This is a genomic window from Amycolatopsis bullii, from assembly GCF_014654205.1.
Taxonomy (GTDB): Bacteria; Actinomycetota; Actinomycetes; order Mycobacteriales; family Pseudonocardiaceae; genus Amycolatopsis; species Amycolatopsis plumensis.
The window spans coordinates 114967-134631 of sequence record NZ_BNAW01000004.1 but is presented as its reverse complement, the minus strand read 5'-3'; the positions used below and the strand labels follow the sequence as shown (position 1 = coordinate 134631).

18 protein-coding genes and 1 riboswitch are annotated in these 19665 nt (G+C 72.4%); of the genes, 13 read left to right on the top strand and 5 right to left on the bottom strand.

Going from position 1 to position 19665, the window contains the following annotated elements:
* The first annotated feature begins 23 nt into the window (after positions 1 to 23).
* The 3 genes from rpmA (at position 24) to proB (ending at position 2952) form a co-directional block, all read left to right on the top strand.
* Positions 24 to 281: a 50S ribosomal protein L27 gene (rpmA, locus tag IE317_RS07370; RefSeq protein ID WP_191307585.1), complete on the top strand. Its 258-nt coding sequence runs from the start codon at positions 24 to 26 to the stop codon at positions 279 to 281.
* Between the two features lie 107 nt (positions 282 to 388).
* Entirely contained in the window at positions 389 to 1846 is a 1458-nt protein-coding gene (obgE, locus tag IE317_RS07365) for a GTPase ObgE (protein WP_191307583.1), read from the top strand.
* Complete coding sequence (gene proB, locus IE317_RS07360; RefSeq protein ID WP_191307582.1) at positions 1843 to 2952, top strand: glutamate 5-kinase; 1110 nt, start codon at positions 1843 to 1845, stop codon at positions 2950 to 2952. The genes obgE and proB overlap by 4 nt, the downstream gene beginning before the upstream one ends.
* A 43-nt stretch (positions 2953 to 2995) precedes the next feature.
* On the opposite strand, the gene IE317_RS07355 is transcribed toward proB, so the two are convergent.
* Positions 2996 to 3709, bottom strand: coding sequence for an SDR family oxidoreductase (locus IE317_RS07355; RefSeq protein WP_191307581.1), 714 nt, complete (start codon positions 3707 to 3709; stop codon positions 2996 to 2998).
* Between the two features lie 61 nt (positions 3710 to 3770).
* On the opposite strand from IE317_RS07355, the gene IE317_RS07350 reads away from it, so the two are divergent.
* Positions 3771 to 4346, top strand: coding sequence for a TetR/AcrR family transcriptional regulator (locus IE317_RS07350; RefSeq protein ID WP_191307580.1), 576 nt, complete (start codon positions 3771 to 3773; stop codon positions 4344 to 4346).
* On the opposite strand, the gene argS is transcribed toward IE317_RS07350, so the two are convergent.
* Both argS and IE317_RS07340 read right to left on the bottom strand, forming a co-directional pair.
* Positions 4343 to 6067 carry an arginine--tRNA ligase gene (gene argS, locus IE317_RS07345; RefSeq protein ID WP_191307579.1) on the bottom strand — a complete coding sequence of 575 codons (1725 nt, stop codon included), beginning with the start codon at positions 6065 to 6067 and terminating at the stop codon, positions 4343 to 4345. The two genes, IE317_RS07350 and argS, sit on opposite strands and share 4 nt — an antisense overlap.
* 91 nt (positions 6068 to 6158) lie before the next feature.
* The gene (locus IE317_RS07340; protein WP_191307578.1) at positions 6159 to 8270 is read right to left on the bottom strand and encodes a RecQ family ATP-dependent DNA helicase; all 2112 of its coding nucleotides are present in this window, start codon (positions 8268 to 8270) and stop codon (positions 6159 to 6161) included.
* Positions 8271 to 8467: 197 nt separating this feature from the next.
* Between IE317_RS07340 and nadD the strand changes: the two genes are divergently transcribed.
* The 7 genes from nadD (at position 8468) to IE317_RS07305 (ending at position 15071) form a co-directional block, all read left to right on the top strand.
* Positions 8468 to 9037 carry a nicotinate-nucleotide adenylyltransferase gene (gene nadD, locus IE317_RS07335; protein WP_229902549.1) on the top strand — a complete coding sequence of 190 codons (570 nt, stop codon included), beginning with the start codon at positions 8468 to 8470 and terminating at the stop codon, positions 9035 to 9037.
* 59 nt (positions 9038 to 9096) lie between these two features.
* Positions 9097 to 9492: a ribosome silencing factor gene (gene rsfS, locus IE317_RS07330; RefSeq protein ID WP_191307575.1), complete on the top strand. Its 396-nt coding sequence runs from the start codon at positions 9097 to 9099 to the stop codon at positions 9490 to 9492.
* Positions 9489 to 10103 (top strand): histidine phosphatase family protein, encoded by a 615-nt coding sequence (locus tag IE317_RS07325; RefSeq protein WP_191307573.1) that lies wholly within the window; start codon positions 9489 to 9491, stop codon positions 10101 to 10103. Before rsfS ends, IE317_RS07325 begins: the two co-directional genes overlap by 4 nt.
* Positions 10104 to 10106: 3 nt before the next feature.
* Complete coding sequence (gene octT / locus IE317_RS07320) at positions 10107 to 10835, top strand: diglucosylglycerate octanoyltransferase (protein WP_191307572.1); 729 nt, start codon at positions 10107 to 10109, stop codon at positions 10833 to 10835.
* A 4-nt stretch (positions 10836 to 10839) separates the two neighbouring features.
* Complete coding sequence (locus IE317_RS07315; protein ID WP_191307570.1) at positions 10840 to 11709, top strand: DegV family protein; 870 nt, start codon at positions 10840 to 10842, stop codon at positions 11707 to 11709.
* A 112-nt stretch (positions 11710 to 11821) separates the two neighbouring features.
* Positions 11822 to 12541: a ComEA family DNA-binding protein gene (locus tag IE317_RS07310; protein WP_191307568.1), complete on the top strand. Its 720-nt coding sequence runs from the start codon at positions 11822 to 11824 to the stop codon at positions 12539 to 12541.
* Positions 12542 to 12698: 157 nt separating this feature from the next.
* Positions 12699 to 15071: a ComEC/Rec2 family competence protein gene (locus IE317_RS07305; RefSeq protein ID WP_191307566.1), complete on the top strand. Its 2373-nt coding sequence runs from the start codon at positions 12699 to 12701 to the stop codon at positions 15069 to 15071.
* Positions 15072 to 15387: 316 nt separating this feature from the next.
* Here the strand turns inward: IE317_RS07305 and thrC are convergent, their stop codons facing one another.
* Positions 15388 to 16653: a threonine synthase gene (gene thrC, locus IE317_RS07300; RefSeq protein WP_091316170.1), complete on the bottom strand. Its 1266-nt coding sequence runs from the start codon at positions 16651 to 16653 to the stop codon at positions 15388 to 15390.
* A 13-nt stretch (positions 16654 to 16666) separates the two neighbouring features.
* Positions 16667 to 16800, bottom strand: a riboswitch (SAM riboswitch).
* A gap of 148 nt (positions 16801 to 16948) precedes the next feature.
* Between thrC and holA the strand changes: the two genes are divergently transcribed.
* Positions 16949 to 17929 carry a DNA polymerase III subunit delta gene (gene holA, locus IE317_RS07295; RefSeq protein WP_191307564.1) on the top strand — a complete coding sequence of 327 codons (981 nt, stop codon included), beginning with the start codon at positions 16949 to 16951 and terminating at the stop codon, positions 17927 to 17929.
* Between the two features lie 273 nt (positions 17930 to 18202).
* On the opposite strand, the gene rpsT is transcribed toward holA, so the two are convergent.
* Positions 18203 to 18463 carry a 30S ribosomal protein S20 gene (gene rpsT / locus IE317_RS07290; RefSeq protein ID WP_013228460.1) on the bottom strand — a complete coding sequence of 87 codons (261 nt, stop codon included), beginning with the start codon at positions 18461 to 18463 and terminating at the stop codon, positions 18203 to 18205.
* Positions 18464 to 18778: 315 nt separating this feature from the next.
* Here rpsT and IE317_RS07285 point away from each other — a divergent pair, with 315 nt between their 5' ends.
* Entirely contained in the window at positions 18779 to 19642 is an 864-nt protein-coding gene (locus IE317_RS07285) for a DMT family transporter (protein ID WP_191307562.1), read from the top strand.
* Positions 19643 to 19665 lie beyond the last annotated feature (23 nt).

The window sequence follows — 19665 nt, the reverse complement described above, 5'->3', positions numbered from 1 at the left end:
CGTTTCAGAAAGAGGACTGAGCTATGGCTCACAAGAAGGGTGCGTCCAGCTCCCGCAACGGTCGTGACTCGAACGCGCAGCGCCTCGGCGTCAAGCGCTTCGGCGGCCAGGAAGTCAACGCGGGCGAGATCCTCATCCGTCAGCGCGGCACCAAGTTCCACCCCGGCGTGAACGTCGGCCGTGGCGGCGACGACACGCTGTTCGCCCTGGCCGCCGGTGCGGTCCAGTTCGGCGAGAAGCGTGGCCGCAAGACGGTCAACATCGTGCCGAGCGAAGTCTGAGTTTCGGCTTCGACGTAGCTTTTCTGAGCGAGGGGTGGGCCGGAATATCCGGTGCCACCCCTCGTTTTGTTTTGTGTACCCCTGTTCGCGAGTGAAAGAGGCAAGTCATGGCGTCCCGGTTCGTGGACCGCGCGGTCATCCACCTGACCGCCGGTGACGGGGGCAACGGCTGTGCCTCGGTGCACCGCGAGAAGTTCAAGCCCCTCGGCGGCCCGGACGGCGGCAACGGCGGCAACGGCGGCGACGTCCTGCTGGTCGTCGACCCGAACGTGCACACCCTGCTCGACTTCCACTTCCGCCCGCACGCCAAGGCCGGCAACGGCAAGATGGGCCAGGGCAGCAACCGGGCCGGCGCGGCGGGGGAGTCGCTGGTGATGAAGGTGCCGTCCGGCACCGTCGTGTTCACCGAAGACGGCGAGATGGTCGCCGACCTGATCGGCCCGGGCACCACGTTCGTCGCCGCCCAGGGCGGCCGCGGTGGCCTCGGCAACGCGGCGTTGTCGTCGAAGGCCCGCAAGGCCCCCGGATTCGCGCTGCTGGGCGAGCCGGGGGAGGCCCGCAGCCTGACGCTGGAGCTGCGCTCGGTCGCCGACGTCGGCCTGCTCGGGTTCCCCTCCGCCGGCAAGTCGTCGCTGATCTCGGTGCTGTCCGCGGCCAAGCCGAAGATCGCCGACTACCCGTTCACCACGCTGGTCCCGAACCTCGGCGTGATCACCGGCGGCGACACGGTGTTCACGATGGCCGACGTGCCCGGCCTGATCCCCGGCGCGTCCGAGGGCAAGGGCCTGGGCCTGGACTTCCTCCGCCACATCGAACGCTGCGCGGTGCTGGTGCACGTCGTCGACTGCGCGACGCTGGAGCCGGGCCGCGACCCGCTGTCCGATGTGGACGCGCTGGAGGCGGAGCTCGCCAAGTACACGCCGAGCCTGGGCGGGAAACTCGAAGAACGCCCGCGCGTGGTCGTCCTCAACAAGATCGACGTCCCGGAGGCGGCCGAGCTCGCCGAGTTCGTCCGCCCCGACTTCGAAGCCCGCGGCCTTCAGGTGTTCGAGGTTTCGACGGCGTCGCGCAAGGGTCTGCGGGAGCTGACGTTCGCGCTGGCCGCGATCGTCGACAAGTACCGCGAGGCGCAGCCGGTGCTGGAGCCGGAGAAGATCGTCCTGCGGCCGCTGGCCGTCGACGACTCCGGCTTCACCGTCGAGGTCGACCCGGAGGAAGAGGGCGCGTTCATCGTGCGCGGCGCGCGTCCGGAACGGTGGATCCGCCAGACCGACTTCGGCAACGACGAGGCCGTCGGCTACCTCGCCGACCGCCTCAACCGCCTCGGCGTCGAAGACGAGCTGGCGAAGCTCGGCGCGAGGCCGGGCAGCCCGGTCACGATCGGTGACGTCCAGTTCGACTGGGAGCCGTCGACGCCTTCGGTGGCGATGCACCTGTCCGGGCGCGGCACCGACGTCCGGCTGGAGCGCAGCGACCGGGTCGGCGCGGCTGAGCGCAAGGAAGCCCGCCGGGTCCGGCGTGAGGGTTCGGACGAGCTCGAGGACGACTTGGACGTCGACGAGTGAGCGGCACTCGCGAGGCGATCGCTTCTGCTCGCCGGCTGGTGGTCAAGGTCGGGTCGTCGGCGCTGACCACGGCGGGCAGCGGGCTCGACGTGGCCCGCCTGGACGCGCTGGTCGACGCGATCGCCGAGCGCGTCGCCCGGGAGACTCAGATCGTCCTGGTGTCCTCGGGGGCGATCGGGGCCGGCCTGGCCCCGCTTTCCCTGGGCAAGCGCCCGCGTGACCTCGCCACGCAGCAGGCGGCGGCGAGCGTCGGGCAGCTGGCGCTGGCGCACGCGTACGCCGAGTCGTTCGGGCGGTACTCGCTGACGGTCGGGCAGGTGCTGCTGACGTCGGACGACGTCGTCCGCCGGTCGCACTACCGCAACGCGCAGCGGACGTTTTCGCGGCTGCTGGCGCTGGGCGCGGTCCCGGTGGTCAACGAGAACGACACGGTGGCCACCGAGGAAATCCGCTTCGGCGACAACGACCGCCTGGCCGCCCTGGTGGCCCACCTGATCGGCGCCGACGCGCTGGTCCTCCTGTCCGATGTGGACGGCCTGTACGACGGCGACCCCCGCGGCGGCGCGACCCGCAAGCTGACCGAGGTCCTCTCGGAGTCCGATGTGGACGGTATTTCGGTCGGCATGTCCAGCTCCGGCCTGGGCACGGGCGGCATGGTGTCCAAGCTCGCGGCCGCCCGCACGGCGGCGGGAGCGGGTATTCCGGTCCTGCTGGCGGCGGCCTCGGAAGCCTCGGCGGCGTTGACCTCGGCTTCCCCGGGAACGGCGTTCGCCCCGGCGGACACGCGCTTGTCGGCCCGGCGGTTCTGGCTGGGCTACGCGGCGGACACCACGGGCAAGCTCCGCCTCGACGACGGCGCGGTGACCGCGGTGGTCCGCCGCCGCAGGTCTCTTCTGGCGGCGGGCATCACCGGCGTGGACGGCGACTTCCAGGCCGGCGACGTGGTCGACCTGGTCGACACCAAGGACCGCCCGGTGGCCCGCGGAGTGGTCGCCTTCGACGCGACGGAGCTCCCGGACCTGATTGGCCGCTCGACCCCAGAACTCCCGGCTGAGCAGCGCCGCGAGGTCGTCCACGCCGACGACCTCGTCCCTCTCCGCCGCTGACCCAACCCCAGGCGGCACTTTCACGTGAAAGTGCCGCCTGCCCTCACCCCAGCGAGACCAGCCGGGCCCCGCCGTCGGCTTCCAGGACCGTCCCCGTCAGGTTCGGGTTCGTGGCCGCGAGCGTCACCACCTCCGCGACATCGTCCGCCGTCGCGACGCGGCGGACCGGGATCGCCGCCGCCGTCTGCGCGAAGAATCCCTCCCGCATTTCCGCCGGGAACCCGCTCCACCACGCCGTGTCGACCACTCCCGGCGACACGGCGTTCACCCGCCTCGGCGCGAGCTCGACCGCCAGCGGCTTGACCAGCCCCTCGATTGCCGCGTTCAGCGCGCCGATCCCGGCCGTGCCGGCCATCGCCGCCCGGGCCGTGATCGCGCTGAGCAGGGTGATCGACCCGGCCGCCGCCAGGTGCGGCAGCACGGCCTGGATCGTCGTCAGGTGGGCCCAGAACTTCGCGTCGAACGCCCGCCGCAGCATCGCGAGGTCCAGCGTCTCGACCGGACCCATGCCTTCCGCGCCGGACAGGCTCACGACCAGCACGTCGACCGTACCCAGCGACGACGCCAGCGCGCCCATCGCCGTGGCGTCGCCGCCGTCGGCCTGGTGTCCGGTCAGCGATGGGTCGCTCGCGGCCACCTCATCGAGGCGCTCCTTGCCCCGCCCGGTGACGTGGACGTCGTATCCCCGCTGCTGCAGCCGTCGCGCGGTCGCCAGGCCGATGCCCGAAGTGCCGCCGGCCACGAGAGCGATGCTCATGCTTGTTCCCCATTTCGAACCGGTACGTCTCGTTTCAAAATTGACGCTACCATCGGAGCCCATGACCGACCAGTCCCGCCCCGGCCGCAAGCGCAGTGAGCAGAGCCGGCTGGCGATCCTCGCCGCGACCCTCGAACTGGTCGCGGAGGCCGGCTACGGCGCACTGACCATCGAAGGCATCGCCGCCCGCTCGGGCGTCGGCAAGCAGACGATCTACCGCTGGTGGCCGTCGAAGGCCGACGTCCTGCTCGACGCGCTCGCGACGAAGGCCGACCTGCAGATCCCCGTCCCCGACCAGGGCTCCTTCCGCGCCGACCTGGCCCGGTTCCTGGGCAGCACTTTCGAGCTGGGCGGGAAGTCCCCGGTCGCGGACACGCTCCGGGCGCTGATGGCCCAGGCGCAGATCGACCCGGAGTTCGGCAAGCGCTTCCGCGAGGACTTCCTGTTCCGCCGCCGCGACGCGCTCGCCACGCTCGTCGACCGCGCCGGCGAGCGTGGCGAACTTCCGGCCGGCGTGCGCCCCGGCACGGTGATCGACGTCGTGTTCGGGACGCTCTGGTACCGGCTCCTCGCGACGCGCGAACCGGTCGACCGCGGTCTGGCGGACGAACTGGTGGCGCTCCTCGCCGCTCGCTAAAGCCGTTCGGGCGTTTCGATGCCGAGCAGTTCGAGCCCCAGAACGAGTACCTGCGACGTCAGTGCCGTCAGCCTCAGCCGCGACGCCCGTAACTCCGGCGAAGACGCCTTCAGCACGGGGCATTCCTCGAAGAACCGCGAGAAAGCGACCGCGGTTTCGTACAGGTACGTACAGAGCTTGTGCGGCGCGTACGCGCTTGTCGCTGCCTTCAATGCTTCGCCGAACCTGAGCAGCTTCAGGGCCAACGCCCGTTCCGCCGGCGCTTCAAGCACGACGTCGGTGCCTTCGGGCAGTCCGCCCGCCTTCCGCAGGATCGACTGCGTCCGCGCGTGCGCGTACTGGAGGTACACCGAGGTGTTGCCCTCCTTGGCCAGCATCCGGTCCCAGGCGAAGACGTAGTCGCGCTCGCGGTCACCGGACAGGTCCGCGTACTTGACGGCGCCGATGCCGACGGCCCGGGCGACTTCGGCTTGCCCTGCCGCGTCGAGCTCACTGCGTTCGGCGACGACCGCGGCGGCCTGCGTCACGGCTTCGGTGAGCAGGTCCACCAGCTTGACGGTTTCGCCGGCCCGGGTCCGCATGGCCTTGCCGTCCGCGCCCAGCACCGTGCCGAAGCCGACGTGCTCGGCGTGCCCGGTCAGCCAGCCCGCGGCGCGGCAGGCGGCGAACACCATCGCGAAGTGCTGCGCCTGCGGCGTTCCGACGACGTAGAGCAGGTCGGTGGCGCCGCGTTCGGCGGTCCAGTACCGGACGGTCGCCAGGTCCGTGGCTGCGTACCCGTAACCGCCGTCGCGCTTGCGGACGATCAGCGGCAGCCGGTCGCCGTCGCGGTTGCGGAATCCTTCGGGGAACACGCAGATCGCGCCGTCGCTGACTTCGGTGAGACCGGCTGCCTCGAGGTCGGCGACCACAGCGGCGAGGTACGGGTTGTAGAAGCTCTCGCCGTAGATGTCCTTGTCGGTCAAGGAGATCCCCAGCAGGTCGTAGACCTCGTTGAAGTGCCGGGTCGACTCGTCGACGAGCTCCTGCCAGACGGCGAGGGTGTCTTCGTCGCCGCCCTGCAGCTTGACGACACGAGTCCGCGCCCGAGTCGCGAACTCTTCGTCGCTGTCGAACTTCCGGCGTGCTTCGCGATAGAAGGCGTCGAGGTCGGCGATGGCGCGTTGCCCGGCGGAGACGTCGAGGAGGTGCTCGATGAGCATGCCGAACGGCGTGCCCCAGTCGCCGAGGTGGTTGTGCGGCAGCACTTCGTGGCCGGCGAACCGCAGCAGGCGGGCGAGTGCGTCGCCGATCACCGACGAGCGCAGGTGCCCGACGTGCATTTCCTTGGCCACGTTCGGGCTGCTGTAGTCGAGCGCGATCCGCCGGGGCGCGGGAGTTTCCGGCACACCGAGGCGAGGATCGCCGAGCAGTGCGCCGGTGCGCCCTTCGAGCCAGTCCCGGCGCAGCACGAAATTCAGGAAGCCCGGCCCGGCGACTTCCGGCGGATCGGCGATCCCGTCGAGCTCCAGCGCTCCGGCGATGAGCCCGGCGACCTCGCGCGGCGGACGGCCGAGCTGCTTGCCCAGGCTCATCGCGAGGTTGGCCTGGAAGTCGACGCCTTCCCGCGGGGACGCCTGGACCAGCGCCTGTTCCGGCGTGAGTTCGACGTCCAGTGCCTGACCGGCGGCGGCCACCACGCGGCGCGCCAGCTCCTCGGTAACGTCGGCGGTCTGCTGCACGGTGTCCCCTCCTTCGGCTCGGTCGTGAAAGCCCGCAGCGTAGCGAGCGTGACCGGCCGATGACGAAGGGTTTACCGCCTGCCTCCTTCCCTCAGGCCGTGCTGGCCAACGCGAACGGCAGCACCGCGGGCGCCCCGGCCCGCCGCAGCAGCCGCGCGGCCAGCGTCATCGTCCAGCCGGTGTCGATGACGTCGTCCACCAGCAGGATCGGTCCGCCCGGCAGCGTCTGCGCGAGATCCGCGGGCATGCTCATCCGCCGCCACAGGTCGGCCAGCCGTTGCGCGCTGTTCGCCTGACGCGGCGGTGGCCCCTCGGCGTCGAGCGCGCCGAGGAAGTCGAGCCTGCCGATTTCGGCCAGCCGCGTCGCCAGGCTGTACACCAGTTGCGGCCGCGTCGACGACGGCACCGCGACGACCGCGACCGGCCGTTGCGCCCACTGCCAGCCGGCGAGCACCTGCACGCACGCCTTGAACACGGAGTCCGGTACCTCGGCGTCCTTCGCCTGGGGGCCGACGAGCTCCCGCAGCCGGTTGCCCCAGCCGACGTCGGTGAGCCGCCCGAGCACCTGGCCCGGCTCGGCCTGGTCGTCGGCGGAGATCCGGCCGGAGACCGGAACGTCCAAAGAGGACATCCCGGTGGGCCACTGCTTCCGCGGCGCGACCTCGACACCAGGCCGCTGGAGCCGCTCGCGGGTGGCTTCGGCGACGTCTTCGGCCACGGTCGTGTCCCAGTGCTGCCCGGTGCAGTTGTCACACCGCCCGCACGGCGCCGCCTCGGGGTCGTCGAGCTGCCGCCGCAGGTACTCCATCCGGCAGCCGCCGGTGGCGAGGTAGCCGAGCATCGCCTCCTGCTCCCGGTCGCGCGCCTCCGCGACCCGCCGGTACCGCCCGCGGTCGTACTGCCACTCCTCGCCCGTGCTCGTCCAGCCGCCCTTCACGCGCCGGACGGCGCCGTCGACGTCCAGCACCTTGAGCACCATTTCCAGCCGTGACCGGGACAGCTCGACCGACGGCTCCAGCGCGGCCGTCGACAGTGGACGGTCGGCGTACGCGAGGGTGTTCAGCACCTGCGTCACCCGCAGCTCGTCGGGGAAGGCCAGCGACCCGAAGTACGCCCAGATCGCCTTGTCCTCCTCGCCGGGCAGCAGCACGACCTCGGCGCGTTCCACGCCACGCCCGGCGCGGCCGACCTGCTGGTAGTAGGCGATCGGGGACGACGGCGCGCCGAGGTGCACGACGAACCCGAGGTCCGGCTTGTCGAACCCCATGCCCAGCGCGGACGTCGCGACCAAGGCCTTGACGCGGTTGGCGAGCAGGTCGTCCTCGGCCGCCTGCCGGTCGGCCGGGTCGGTCTTGCCGGTGTAGGCCGCCACCGGGTACCCGCGGTCCTTCAGCAGCGAAGCGACGTCGTGCGCCGCCGCCACGGTCAGCGTGTAGATGATCCCGGAACCCGGCAGCTCGGCCAGGTGCTCGGCGAGCCAGGCCAGCCGCGCCTGGGACGTCGGCAGCCGGCACACCGACAGCCGCAGGCTTTCCCGGTCGAGGCTGCCGCGCAGCACCAGCGTGTCCGCGCCGGTGCCGAGGCCCAGCTGCTCGGCGACGTCGGTGACCACGCGGTCGTTCGCGGTCGCCGTCGTCGCCAGTACCGGCACGCCCTCCGGCAGGTCACCCAGCAGGGTGCGCAGCCGCCGGTAGTCCGGCCGGAAGTCGTGGCCCCAGTCCGAAATGCAGTGCGCCTCGTCGACCACCAGCAGCCCGGTGCTCGCGGTCAGCTTCGGCAGCACGTTGTCGCGGAAGTCGGGGTTGTTCAGCCGTTCGGGGCTGACCAGCAGGACGTCGACCTCGCCGGCCGCGACCGACGCCTGGACCTGGTCCCACTCCTGCGCGTTCGCGGAGTTCATGGTCGCCGCGTGGATCCCGGCGCGCGCCGCCGCGGAGATCTGGTTGCGCATCAGCGCCAGCAGGGGCGAGACGATGACCGTCGGCCCGCTGCCCTGCTCCCGCAGCAACGCCGTGGCCAGGAAGTACACCGCCGACTTGCCCCACCCGGTGCGCTGCACGACCAGCGCGCGGCGCCGCTGCGCGACCAAGGCCTCGATGGCGGTCCATTGGTCTTCGCGCAGCTTCGCCGAGTCGCCGGCCAGTGCCCGGAGGAGGGTCTCGGCGCGGTCGCGGAGTGCTGAGGTGGTGCTGGTCGTGTCCACGTCCCACGTCTACCCCATCCCACCGACAGATCGGGAATCGGCGGCGTCGCGAACGGAGCGTTCGCGACGCATACGGGCCGTATTGTGATCCAAATCACAGTCTGCGGCCCGGTCGGGCGAGGTGGCGAAGAGCACCGGGCTTCCCGGCGCCGCGCCTTATAGGCTCTGCGGTCATGTCACCACGGCGGATCGGGGTCATGGGCGGCACCTTCGACCCCGTGCACCACGGCCACCTCGTCGCGGCCAGCGAGGTCCAGTCCCGGTTCGAGCTCGACGAGGTGATCTTCGTCCCCACCGGGCAGCCGTGGCAGAAGACCGCCCGCGAGGTGACCAAGGCCGAGGACCGCTACCTGATGACGGTGATCGCGACCGCGTCCAACCCGGTCTTCTCGGTCAGCCGCGTGGACATCGACCGCGGCGGCCCGACCTACACCGTCGACACCCTGCGCGACCTGCACGCCCAATACCCCGACGACGAGCTCTTCTTCATCACCGGCGCCGACGCCCTCGAACAGATCCTGACCTGGCACAAGGCCGACGAGCTGTTCGACTTCGCGCACTTCATCGGCGTCACGCGGCCCGGTTACCGGCTCAACTCCCACCACCTGCCCAGCGGCAAGGTGAGCCTCGTCGAGGTCACCGCGATGGCCATTTCGTCCACCGGCTGCCGCGATCGGGTCGAACGCGGGGAGCCGGTCTGGTACCTCGTCCCCGACGGCGTCGTCCGCTACATCGCCAAGAACGACCTGTACCGGAAGAGCGACTGAACCACTGTCGGTGCCTGCGGGTACCCTTCTCGGGCGAACCCGATCCGAAAAGGAGCACTGTGGCAGCCACGTCCGAGGCTCGAGAGCTGGCCGTAGCGGCCGCCCACGCGGCGGCGGACAAGAAGGCCAGCGACGTCGTCGTGCTGGACGTGTCCGAACAGCTCGTCATCACCGACGCCTTCGTCATCGCCTCCGCGTCCAACGAGCGCCTCGTCGGCGCGATCGTCGACAACGTCGAGGAAAAACTGCGGGAGAGCGGCCACAAGCCGGTCCGCCGCGAAGGCGCCCGCGAAGGGCGCTGGGTGCTGCTCGACTACGTCGACGTCGTCGTGCACGTCCAGCACGTCGAAGAGCGCACCTTCTACGGCCTCGAGCGGCTCTGGAAGGACTGCCCGCGCATCGAGGTGGAAGGTCTCGAGGAGCCACCCGCCGACGAGGACCCGGACCTCTCGTGAGCCCGCGGCGGCTGGTGCTCTGGCGTCACGGCGAGACGGACTACAACGCCGCCGGGCGGATGCAGGGTCACCTCGACTCGGCGCTGACCCCCCGCGGCTGGAACCAGGCCCGGTTCGCGGTGCCCGCACTGGCCCGCTTCTCCCCGGACCTCGTCATCGCCTCCGACCTGCGCCGGGCCACCGACACCGCCACCGTGCTCACCGACGCCATCGGCGTCCCGCTGCGCATCGACAAGCGGCTGCGCGAGACGCACCTGGGCGAATGGCAGGGGCTCACCGGCGAGGAGGTCGACCAGGCCTACCCCGGTGAACGCGACCGCTGGCGCACCGACGCGACCTGGGCCCCGCCGGGCGGCGAGAGCCGCGTCGACGTCGCCGACCGCGCGGGCGAAGTCGTCACCGACCTGCAGCAGGCCAACTCCGCGGCGGGCGACACCGTGCTGCTGGCCGCGCACGGCGGGCTGATCATCGCGCTGACCGCGCGGCTGCTGAACCTGCCGGTGCCGACCTGGCCGTCCCTCGGCGGGATCTCGAACTGCCACTGGGTCGAGCTGGGCCGTCGCGACGGGAAGTGGCGGCTGCACGCCTACAACGCGGGGATGCACGGCTAGCCGATGGGGCCGCGCCTGCTCGTGTTCGGCGATTCGCTGAGCTTTCACGGTCCCGAAGGACCCTGCGCCGCGGACGAGCCGCGGCTGTGGCCCAATGTCGCGGCCGCCGCCCTCGGTGGCACCGCCGATCTGGTCGCGGGCATCGGCTGGAACGCCCGCGACGCCTGGTGGTCGCTGACCGGTGATCCGCGGGTCTGGGCCGACCTGCACCACGTCGACGCGGTCGTGTTCGCGATCGGCAGCATGGACACACTGCCCTCGCCGTTACCCACCTACCTGCGCACCGGCCTGCGCTACCTGCGGCCCGACCCGCTGCGGCGCGTCGTGCGCAAGGCCTACCTCGCGGCGCAACCGCGGCTGGCGGTGGCGCTGCGCGGCCGGCCCGCGGTGCTGCCGGCCAAGCTCACCGTGCAGTACCTCGACACCGCCGTGGGCGCGCTGCGCGTCCTGCGGCCCGAGCTGCCGATCTTCGGCTGGCTGCCGTCGGTTCACCGCGCCGCGGCCTACGGCGGCGTGCACACCGCGCGCCCGGCCGCGGCGGCGGCGATGGCGGCGTGGAGCTCGCGAGCGGGAGTTCCGTTGCTGGACCTCGAAGCCGTCGTGGGGGAGCACGTGCTGAGCGGCGCGGGCAACCCGGACGGCATGCACTGGGGCTGGCCGGGACACGCCGCGGTGGGCGAGGCGATGTCCGTGTTGATGGCGCCGGAGCTGGCCCCCGGCCACGTAGGCTGACGGCGTGTCGGTCGCCGTAGTCACGGATTCCACCGCCCACCTGCCGGAGGGCTTCGCCGAACGGCACTCGGTCCGGGTGGTGCCCCTGCACGTGCTGGTCGACGGCGTGGTTTCCCTCGACGGCGTCGAGACCGGACCGGCGGCGGTCGCGGAGGCGATGAGGCAGCGGAAGATCGTCACGACGTCACGGCCGACTCCTGCCGAATTCGCGAAGGAGTACCAGGCGGCGTTCGCCGATGGCGCGGACGCGATCGTGTCGGTGCACCTGTCGCGCGAACTGTCGGGCACCTGGGAAGCGGCGGTGCTGGCGGCGCAGGAGGTCGGGCCGGACCGGGTCCGCGTCGTCGACTCGCGGACGACCGCGATGGGGCTCGGGTTCGCCGCCCTGCACGCCGCTTCGGCCGCTTCGGCCGGTGCTTCGGCGGCGGAGGTCGAGGCCGCCGCGGTGACGGCGGCCGGCTGTTCGTCGACGTTGTTCGTCGTGGAAACCCTGGACCACCTGCGCCGCGGCGGCCGGATCGGCCCGGCGGCGGCGCTGCTGGGCACGGCACTGGCGGTGAAGCCGGTGCTGCACATGTCCGACGGCCGGATCCTGCCGCTGGAGAAGGTCCGCACGATGAACCGGGCGATCGCGCGCCTGGTCGAACTCGCGGCCCAGGCGGCGGCCGACGACGACGTCGAGCTCGCCGTCCACCACCTCGCCTCGCCGGAACGGGCGGTGGAGCTGGCGAACCGGCTCGAAGAGGCCGTGCCGCGCTCGGCGGGCTGCGTGGTTTCCGAGCTGGGGGCGGTGATCGGGGCGCACACGGGTCCCGGGGTGCTGGGGGTCGTCGTCCAGCGGACGGTCCCGCGGTTGGCACCCAGGCACGACTGAACCACCCGGTTCCGGGCTCGGCACCGGCAATCCATCCACAACACCCCGGTTGTCCACAGGACGCAACGCCACCCCTGTCGGACCCCGCCCCGCGCCCCCTAACGTCGATCGTGTGTTCGAGCAGTCCGCCCGGGATCCGGGCTCTTCCGTCAACGACCGGCTCTCCTGGCTGGCCGACCAGCTCTCGCCCGATGCGAGCACGGTCGGCCCGGGAGGCCGGCTGGTCCGGCGCTGGCTGCCGGGTGGAACGGCCGGTACCGGCCGCCGCCGGTGGGCAGTGGCCGGTGTCCTCGCCGCGGTCGTGGCCGTCATCCTTGGTGCGGTCGCGCTGGCCGGCGGCGGCCCGCCACCCGAGCCACCGCCCGCGCTGCCCACCGCGAAACCGGTGGTGGAGGCGCGCGCGGCGCCGCCACCGGGGCTGGTGATCAGCGTGATCGGCCGGGTCCGGTCACCGGGCTTGGTCACGGTGCCCCAGGGTGCCCGCGTGGCGGACGTCCTGCGCGCGGCGGGTGGTCCGGAGCCGGGCGTGGACGTGGGCGCACTGAACCTGGCCCGCAAGGTGGCGGACGGCGAGCAGCTGGCGGTCGGTGTCCCGGCGCCGGCTGCACCATCGGACCCCGGAGCTTCGGCGGCCGGCGCCAAGGTCGACCTGAACACGGCGACGGCAGATCAGCTGGACACGCTGCCGGGCGTCGGCGAGGTGATGGCCAAGCGCATCGTCCAGTGGCGCACGGATCACGGCGGCTTCACGAAGGTGGAGCAGCTGCGGGACGTCGACGGCATCGGCGAAAGCCGGTTCCGGAAACTGAGGGAGCAGGTGACGGTCGGATGATCGCCGTCCTCGGACCTGATGTCCGGCCCACGGCGGAGTGGGGGAAGGCGAGCCCGCTCCTGGCGGGAGGGCGCGTCCGGACGGCGGACACGCCGCGGGCTGCGGTCGGCGCCGGTGATGCGGCCGGGTTCGGTCGGGCGGGGGAGGTGGCGGCGGCATGAGCACCGCCCCCGTGGCCGACACCCGGCAGGACATGCGGCTCGTCCCGGCGGCAGTGGTCTGCTGGCTGGCGGCGTTGGCCGGTCTTCTGGCCGGCTGGTGGACGGCCGTCGCCACCGGCCTCGCTTCGGCGGTCGTCGCCGTGCTCGTGCTGTGGCGAGCGCGCGGCCATCCCCGGGCACGCGACGCGGCGGCGGCCCTGCTGGTCCTGGGCCTCCTGGCGGCAGGCCCGATCTCCTGGCGCATCCGCGACGCCCAGCGTGACGAGCTCCGCATCGCAGCGGCAGAAGGGCTGCCGGGGGCTTTGCGGGTCACCATCGCCGAACGCCCGAAACCCGTGCGCAGCGCGGGATACGCCGACCGGCAAGCGGGCGCGCGCTCGGTCGTCCTCGCGGCCGACGTCCGCACGGCATCGGTCGACGGACGGCCGGTTCAGTCATCCGGCCGCGTCCTGCTGCTGGCCCCGGTCGACCAGTGGACGTCCCTGCTGCCCGGCCAGGAGGTCACCGGGACGGGCCTGCTGATGCCGCCCCGCGGCGCGGACCTGACCGTGGCGGTGCTGTCGGTGCGCGGCCCGCCGGCGGAACCGGGCCCCTCACCGTGGTGGCAACGGGCCGCGGCCGGGCTGCGCGCCGGTCTCCACGACCTGTGCCAGGTCCTGCCGGACGAACCTGCGGGCCTGCTCCCGGGGCTGGTGCTGGGCGACACGAGCGCGTTGTCCCCGCGCGTCGAGCAGGAGTTCGTCGCCGCGGGCCTCGCGCACCTGACCGCGGTCAGCGGCGGCAACCTGGCGGTGGTCTGCGGGGCCGTCCTGCTCCTGTTGCGGCTGCTCCGGCTCGGGCCGCGCCTGTCGGCCGCGGCGGCCGGGACCTGCCTGGCCGGGTTCCTCGTCCTGGTCGGTCCGGAGCCGAGCGTGCTGCGCGCGGGCGTCATGGCGGCCGTGGCGCTCCTCGCCCTGGCGCTGGGCCGCCGTGGTTCGGCGCTGCCCGCGCTGGCCTTCGCGGTGTGCGTGCTGGTGGTGGCGGATCCGGCGATGGCCACGGACTTCGGCTTCGCGCTGTCGGTGTGCGCCACCGGCGGGCTGGTCCTGCTCGCGCCCCGCTGGGCCGACGCCCTCGTCCGGCGGGGGATCCCGCCGGGCTTCGCGGAAGGGCTGGCGATCCCGCTGGCGGCGTTCCTCGTGACGGCGCCGGTGCTGGCCGGCATGGCGGGCTCGGTGAGCCTGGTTTCGGTGCTGACCAACGTCCTCGCCGCGCCCGTGGTGGCCCCGGCGACGGTGCTCGGCGTGCTGGCGACGGTCACCGGCCCGTGGTGGCCGGGGGCCGGGAAGGTCCTGGTCCACCTGGCCGACCCGGAGGCCCGGTGGCTGATCACCGTCGCCCGGCACGGCGCGCGAGCCCCGGGCGCGGTCATCGCCTGGCCCGGCGGCTGGATGGGCGGTCTCCTGGCCGCCGCCGTCCTCGTGGTGCTGGTGCTCGCGGTCCGGCACCGCCGGGTGCGGGTGCTGATGGCGGTGCTCGTCGCCGGCGCGCTACTGGTGTTCGTGCCGGTCCGGGTGCTGGCCCCGGCGTGGCCGCCGCGGAACTGGGCGATGGTCGAATGCGACGTCGGCCAGGGCGACGCGGTCGTGCTGGCGACCGCCGAGCCGGGACGCGCGGTCGTCGTGGACGCCGGCCCCGAGCCGGGGCCGGTCGACGAATGCCTGCACCGGCTGGCGGTCGACCGGATTCCGCTGCTGGTGCTGAGCCACCTGCACGCCGACCACATCGGCGGCCTCACCTCGGTCTTCGACGGCCGCACGGTCGGCGCGATCGCCGTCGGCCCGGGCCGCTCGCCGGGGTGGGCATGGCGCCAGGTGGCCGCCGAGGCCACCCGGCGGGCGGTGCCGCTGGTGGAGCTGAACCCGGGCGAACGGCTGGCCTGGCCAGGCTTGGCGCTCGACGTCCTGGGCCCGCGTTACGTACCGGCCCGCGCGCCCGAACGACCGGACGGCACGACGATCAACAACAGCTCGGTGGTGCTGCGAGCGGAGACCACAGCGGGCCGCATCCTGCTGACCGGCGACGTCGAACTGGCCGCGCAGGCGGACCTGCTGGCCGACATCGGAGATCTGAAGGCGGAGGTGTTGAAGGTCCCGCATCACGGAAGCCGCTACTCGCTGCCGTCGTTCCTCGCGGCGGTGGCCCCACGGGTGGCCTTGGTCAGCGTGGGCGCGGGAAACCCCTACGGACACCCCAGCAAATCCACAATAGACACCTTGACGGCCCTCGGCGCCCGAGTCACCCGCACCGACCTGGACGGCGACACCGCAGTGCTGACCGGAACAGCAATATCCCGCCGCGGCGAGCCCCGCGGCCCACCTCACCGGTGACGCCCCGCCCCGAAGGGCGGGGTTCCGTCCGGGAGGCGGCGTCTCCGTGGTCGGGTGGCGTTCTTGTGGCGGCTGGGCGTTGGCGGTGATGGCTTGCCGCGAGGGGCGAACTCCCGACCCGGAGGAGGTGCGGCGTTCTTCCTGGCTGGGCGGCATTCTTCCGCCGCTGAGCGTTCGCTGGCGACGGCCCCCGTTGCGGCGAGCGAAGTCCCGCCCGAGGCGGCGCGGCGATCTCCGGGCCGAAACCTCCCGGCCACCAGACCGCCGAGCCCCGGCTGAGCGCCCGGGGCGGGCCGAACCCGCCCCGGGCCGGAGCTCAGTAGCCCAGAGCCTCGTTCACGGCCGCGGCCGAGGGCGGCAGGGTTGCCTTGGGCCCCACGTGGTTCTCGATCGCGTCGAGGGTCTTGAGGCCGTCGCCGGTGATGAGGAGCACCGTCTCGGCGTCCGGGTCGAGCTTGCCCGTCTCGACCAGCTTCTTCGCCGTGGCGACGGTCACCCCGCCCGCTGTCTCGGTGAAGATGCCTTCGGTGCGGGCCAGCAGGCGGATGCCCTCGACGACCTCTTCGTCGGAGACGTCCTCGATCGCGCCGCCGGTGCGGTTGACGATGTCGAGCACGTACGGGCCGTCGGCCGGGTTGCCGATCGCCAGGGAGCGGGCGATCGTGTCCGGCTTCACCGGCTGGACCACGTCGTGGCCTTCGCGGAACGCCGCCGACACCGGCGAGCAACCCGTGGCCTGCGCGCCGAACACCTTGTAAGGGCTGGCGTCCACCAGGCCGAGCTGGCCCAGCTCGCGGAAACCCTTGTCCACCTTGGTCAGCTGCGAACCGGAGGCGATCGGGACGACGATCTGCGGCGGGATGCGCCAGCCGAGCTGCTCGGCGACCTCGAAGGCCAGCGTCTTCGAGCCCTCCGAGTAGTACGGCCGGACGTTCACGTTGACGAACGCCCACTTCGGGTGTTCGCCGGCGAGCTCGGTGGCGAGGCGGTTGACGTCGTCGTAGTTGCCGTCGATGGCGAGGAGGTCGCCGTCGTACACCGCGGTGGTGAGGATCTTGGCGCGCTCGAGGGTCTTGGGGATCAGCACGACCGACCGCCAGCCGGCGCGGGCCGCTGCGGCGGCCGTCGCGTTGGCCAGGTTGCCGGTCGACGGACACGCGAGCACCTCGAACCCGAACTCGCGGGCCGCGGCCAGCGCGACGGCGACGACGCGGTCCTTGAACGAGTGCGTCGGGTTGCCGGTGTCGTCCTTGACCCACACGCGCTTGAGGCCGAGTTCCTTGGCGAGGCGGTCGGCGCGGACCAGCCGCGTCGCGCCCGGCTCGGTGTTCGGGATCTCTTCGACGTTGGACGGAACGGGAAGGAGCTTCTTGTAGCGCCAGATGTTCTTGGGGCCGGCCTCGATGTCTTCGCGGCGGACGCGGCCGAAGTCGTAGGCGACCTCGAGCGGCGAGAAGTCTTCGGCGGAGACGAATTCCGGAGCGAGCGGCTGCCGGTGACCCTCTTCCTTCGACACCAGTTCGACGGCGGGACCGAGATCCGGGGTCTTGGTGGTGGAGGTCGTGCCGAGGGTTGCGGTCATCGCGAGGTTCCTTTCCTCATCTGCCCCGCCGAAGCGGGCCGGAATTGGCACCGTGGTCGTCAGCTACCCCGCGATCGCGGGATGACGGGCTGTACGCCGGTTGCCGGGGCTTCGTCGGGCCGTTCCCTCTGCCCCTCTGGATGAGCGGTATTCGGTTGTCGGTGCCGCGCACGCCGGATCGTCCGGGGCGGGCTGCCTCGGCTACACCGTACGACATCGCGCTCGGCCCGTGCCACGGTGGCCGCTCGACATCACCGGAGCGGGCGCACGAGAGCGCAAGTGAGAGGATTCCGGGGTGACCGCGCAAGCCACCGCCCCGGCCCCGCTGCAGCTGGTGCTCGGGGAGGAAGAACTGCTGATCGAGCGGGCCGTCCGCGAGACGCTCGCCGCCGCCCGCGCGACGGACCCGACCGCGGAGCTGACGCGGGTCCGGGTGTCCGATCTCACAGCTCCCGAGCTGGCCGAACTGGTCAGCCCGTCGCTGTTCAGCGAAGGCCGGGTGATCGTCCTCGAGTCGGCGCAGGACATCTCGCAGGAGCTGGCCGACGCCGTCGCGGCCTACCTGAAGGACCCGGCGGACGGCGTCGTGCTCGTCGTCGTGCACACCGGCGGCGGCCGCAGCAAGGCGGGCAAGACGCTCCCGGCGGCGCTGAAGAAGGCCGGCGCCGAGGTCACCGAGTGCCCGAAGCTGACCAAGCCGGCCGAGCGGGAGCAGTTCGTGCGCCACGAGGTGCGCCGGGTGGGCGGCAAGATCGACCCGGCGGGGGTCGCCGCCCTCCTCGACGCCGTGGGCTCCGACCTGCGGGAACTCTCTTCGGCGGCGACACAGCTGGTCGCCGACACGGACGGCGCCGTCGACGCCGACGCGGTCCGCCGCTACCACCGCGGCCGCGCCGACGTGACCGGTTTCGCGGTCGCGGAGAAGGCGGTGGGCGGCGACCGCGCGGCGGCCCTGGAGTCGCTGCGGTGGGCGATGCAGCTGGGTGTCCCGCACGTGCTGGTGGCCGACGCGCTGGCCGACGCGGTCCGCACGATCGCCCGGGTCTCCGGCGCGGGCCGGGGCAACCCGAACCAGCTGGCGGGCGAGCTGGGCATGCCGCCGTGGAAGATCCGCAAGGCGCAGGGCCAGTCCCGCGGCTGGAACCCCGACGGCCTCGCGACGGCGATGCGCGTGGTCGCGCGGCTGAACGCCGAGGTCAAGGGCGTGGCGGCGGACCCGGGCTACGCGCTGGAGCGAGCGGTCCTCGAGGTGGCCGCGGCCAAGGGCGACCGCTGACCGCTGCCGGTCTCGAAAGGCATCACGCCGGGGTGCCGGTCCGCGCGGGCAGGTGGCCGGGGAATGCACAGGGAGCGGCTCGCCGGCGGGTGGTCGCGCGCGCCCTGTGCACTCGCCGACCTCCGCCGCCGCGCGCCTGGTGGTCGCCGACCTTCACGGACGCTCCCGGCTCGGTGAAATCACCGCCGAGCAACCCGCGGCGCGCTCGGCCGCGTGCCCCGGACACGAGAAAAGCCCCGGCCGAAGCCGGGGCTTTTCCAGAAATCAAGCAGCTCAGAGCGCGTTGACGCGCTTCGCCAGCGCCGACTTCTTGTTGGCGGCCTGGTTGGCGTGGATGACGCCCTTCGAGACGGCCTTGTCCAGCTTCTGGGCGGCGTCGCGCTGCAGCTCGACGGCCTTGGCCTTGTCGCCGGCCTCGGCGGCTTCGCGGACCTTGCGGATCGCGGTCTTCACCGAGGACCGGATCGCCTGGTTGCGCTGACGCGCCTTCTCGTTCGTCGTGATGCGCTTGATCTGCGACTTGATGTTGGCCATAGGGCAACTCCTGTTTCACTCGGTGAGATCGCCGCCGCGCTGAAGTGGCCCCGGAAAATCCCGGGTTTCCTCCATGACGGAATGCCGCACGGGCAGCGAGCGTCCACTCTAACAGCCGGTCCCGCGGCGGGAGTACGGTGGGCAGCGGTAGTGCCTAGGGTTCCGTCGCCGGCCCGTTCCAGCAGCCCACAACCAGGGCCGGCGGGGCTGGTCCGAGCGGCACCATCGGCGGGCCCGGACGGCCGGTCGTTCATCTGACGGGGCAAAAGCCTGGAGGACCGGTGTTTTCGCGCGCGCGAAAACCGAAGGGGTCCCGTGAACGCCACCGCCTTGTCCCTCGTCCTCGTCGCCGCCGTGGTGCACGCCGCCTGGAACCTCGCGGCCAAGCGGGTTTCCTCCGGTGGCACCCAGTTCGTCTGGCTCTACTACACCGTCGGCGCCGTCCTGCTGCTGCCGGTCACGATCGTGCTGCTGATCGCTGAAAACGACCGTCCACAATGGAGCTGGCTACTGGCCGCCGTGGGGACCTCGCTGCTGCACATCGCCTACGGCGTCGTGCTGCAGCGGGGATACCGCGTCGGCGACCTCTCCGTCGTCTACCCCGTCGCGCGCGGCACCGGGCCGCTGCTGTCGGTGCTCGCCGCCGTCCTGGTGCTCGGCGAACGGCCCGGCCCGCTCGGCCTGGTCGGGGCGTTCCTCGTCGTCATGGGGGTGCTGGTGATCAGCACCGGCCGCACGGCCGAGGACCCGCGGGCGGTGAAAGCGGGGATCCTCTACGGCCTGCTGACCGGGGCCGTCATCGCCGGCTACACGCTCTGGGACGCGCACTCGGTCACCGGCCTCGGCGTGCCTCCGGTCGTCTACTTCGGTCTCGGCTCGGTCCTGCAGAGCGTGCTGCTCGTGCCCGGCGCCCTGGCCGACCGCGCCGAGGTGAGGCGGATCTGGCGCGAGCAGCGCCGCGAGGTCTTCCTCGTCGCGGTGCTCTCGCCGATCGCCTACATCCTCGTGCTGTTCGCCCTCACCATGGCGCCGGTCAGCCTGGTCGCGCCCGCCCGGGAGCTGAGCATCGTGCTCGGCGGCCTCGCCGCGTGGCTGGTCCTGGGCGAGCAGAACGCCGTCCGGCGGCTCGCCGGGTCGGTGATCGTGCTGTCCGGCATCGCCGCGATTGCGGCCGCCTGAGCCCGTCCGGTAGGGATGGTCGG

Excerpts from the sequence above, each read along its gene's own strand:
- rpmA (WP_191307585.1), top strand. The coding sequence starts at position 24 with ATGGCTCACAAGAAGGGTGCGTCCAGCTCCCGCAACGGTCGTGACTCG.
- obgE (WP_191307583.1), top strand. The coding sequence starts at position 389 with ATGGCGTCCCGGTTCGTGGACCGCGCGGTCATCCACCTGACCGCCGGT.
- IE317_RS07355 (WP_191307581.1), bottom strand. The coding sequence starts at position 3,709 with ATGAGCATCGCTCTCGTGGCCGGCGGCACTTCGGGCATCGGCCTGGCG.
- IE317_RS07350 (WP_191307580.1), top strand. The coding sequence starts at position 3,771 with ATGACCGACCAGTCCCGCCCCGGCCGCAAGCGCAGTGAGCAGAGCCGG.
- nadD (WP_229902549.1), top strand. The coding sequence starts at position 8,468 with ATGGGCGGCACCTTCGACCCCGTGCACCACGGCCACCTCGTCGCGGCC.
- octT (WP_191307572.1), top strand. The coding sequence starts at position 10,107 with ATGGGGCCGCGCCTGCTCGTGTTCGGCGATTCGCTGAGCTTTCACGGT.
- IE317_RS07305 (WP_191307566.1), top strand. The coding sequence starts at position 12,699 with ATGAGCACCGCCCCCGTGGCCGACACCCGGCAGGACATGCGGCTCGTC.
- thrC (WP_091316170.1), bottom strand. The coding sequence starts at position 16,653 with ATGACCGCAACCCTCGGCACGACCTCCACCACCAAGACCCCGGATCTC.
- rpsT (WP_013228460.1), bottom strand. The coding sequence starts at position 18,463 with ATGGCCAACATCAAGTCGCAGATCAAGCGCATCACGACGAACGAGAAG.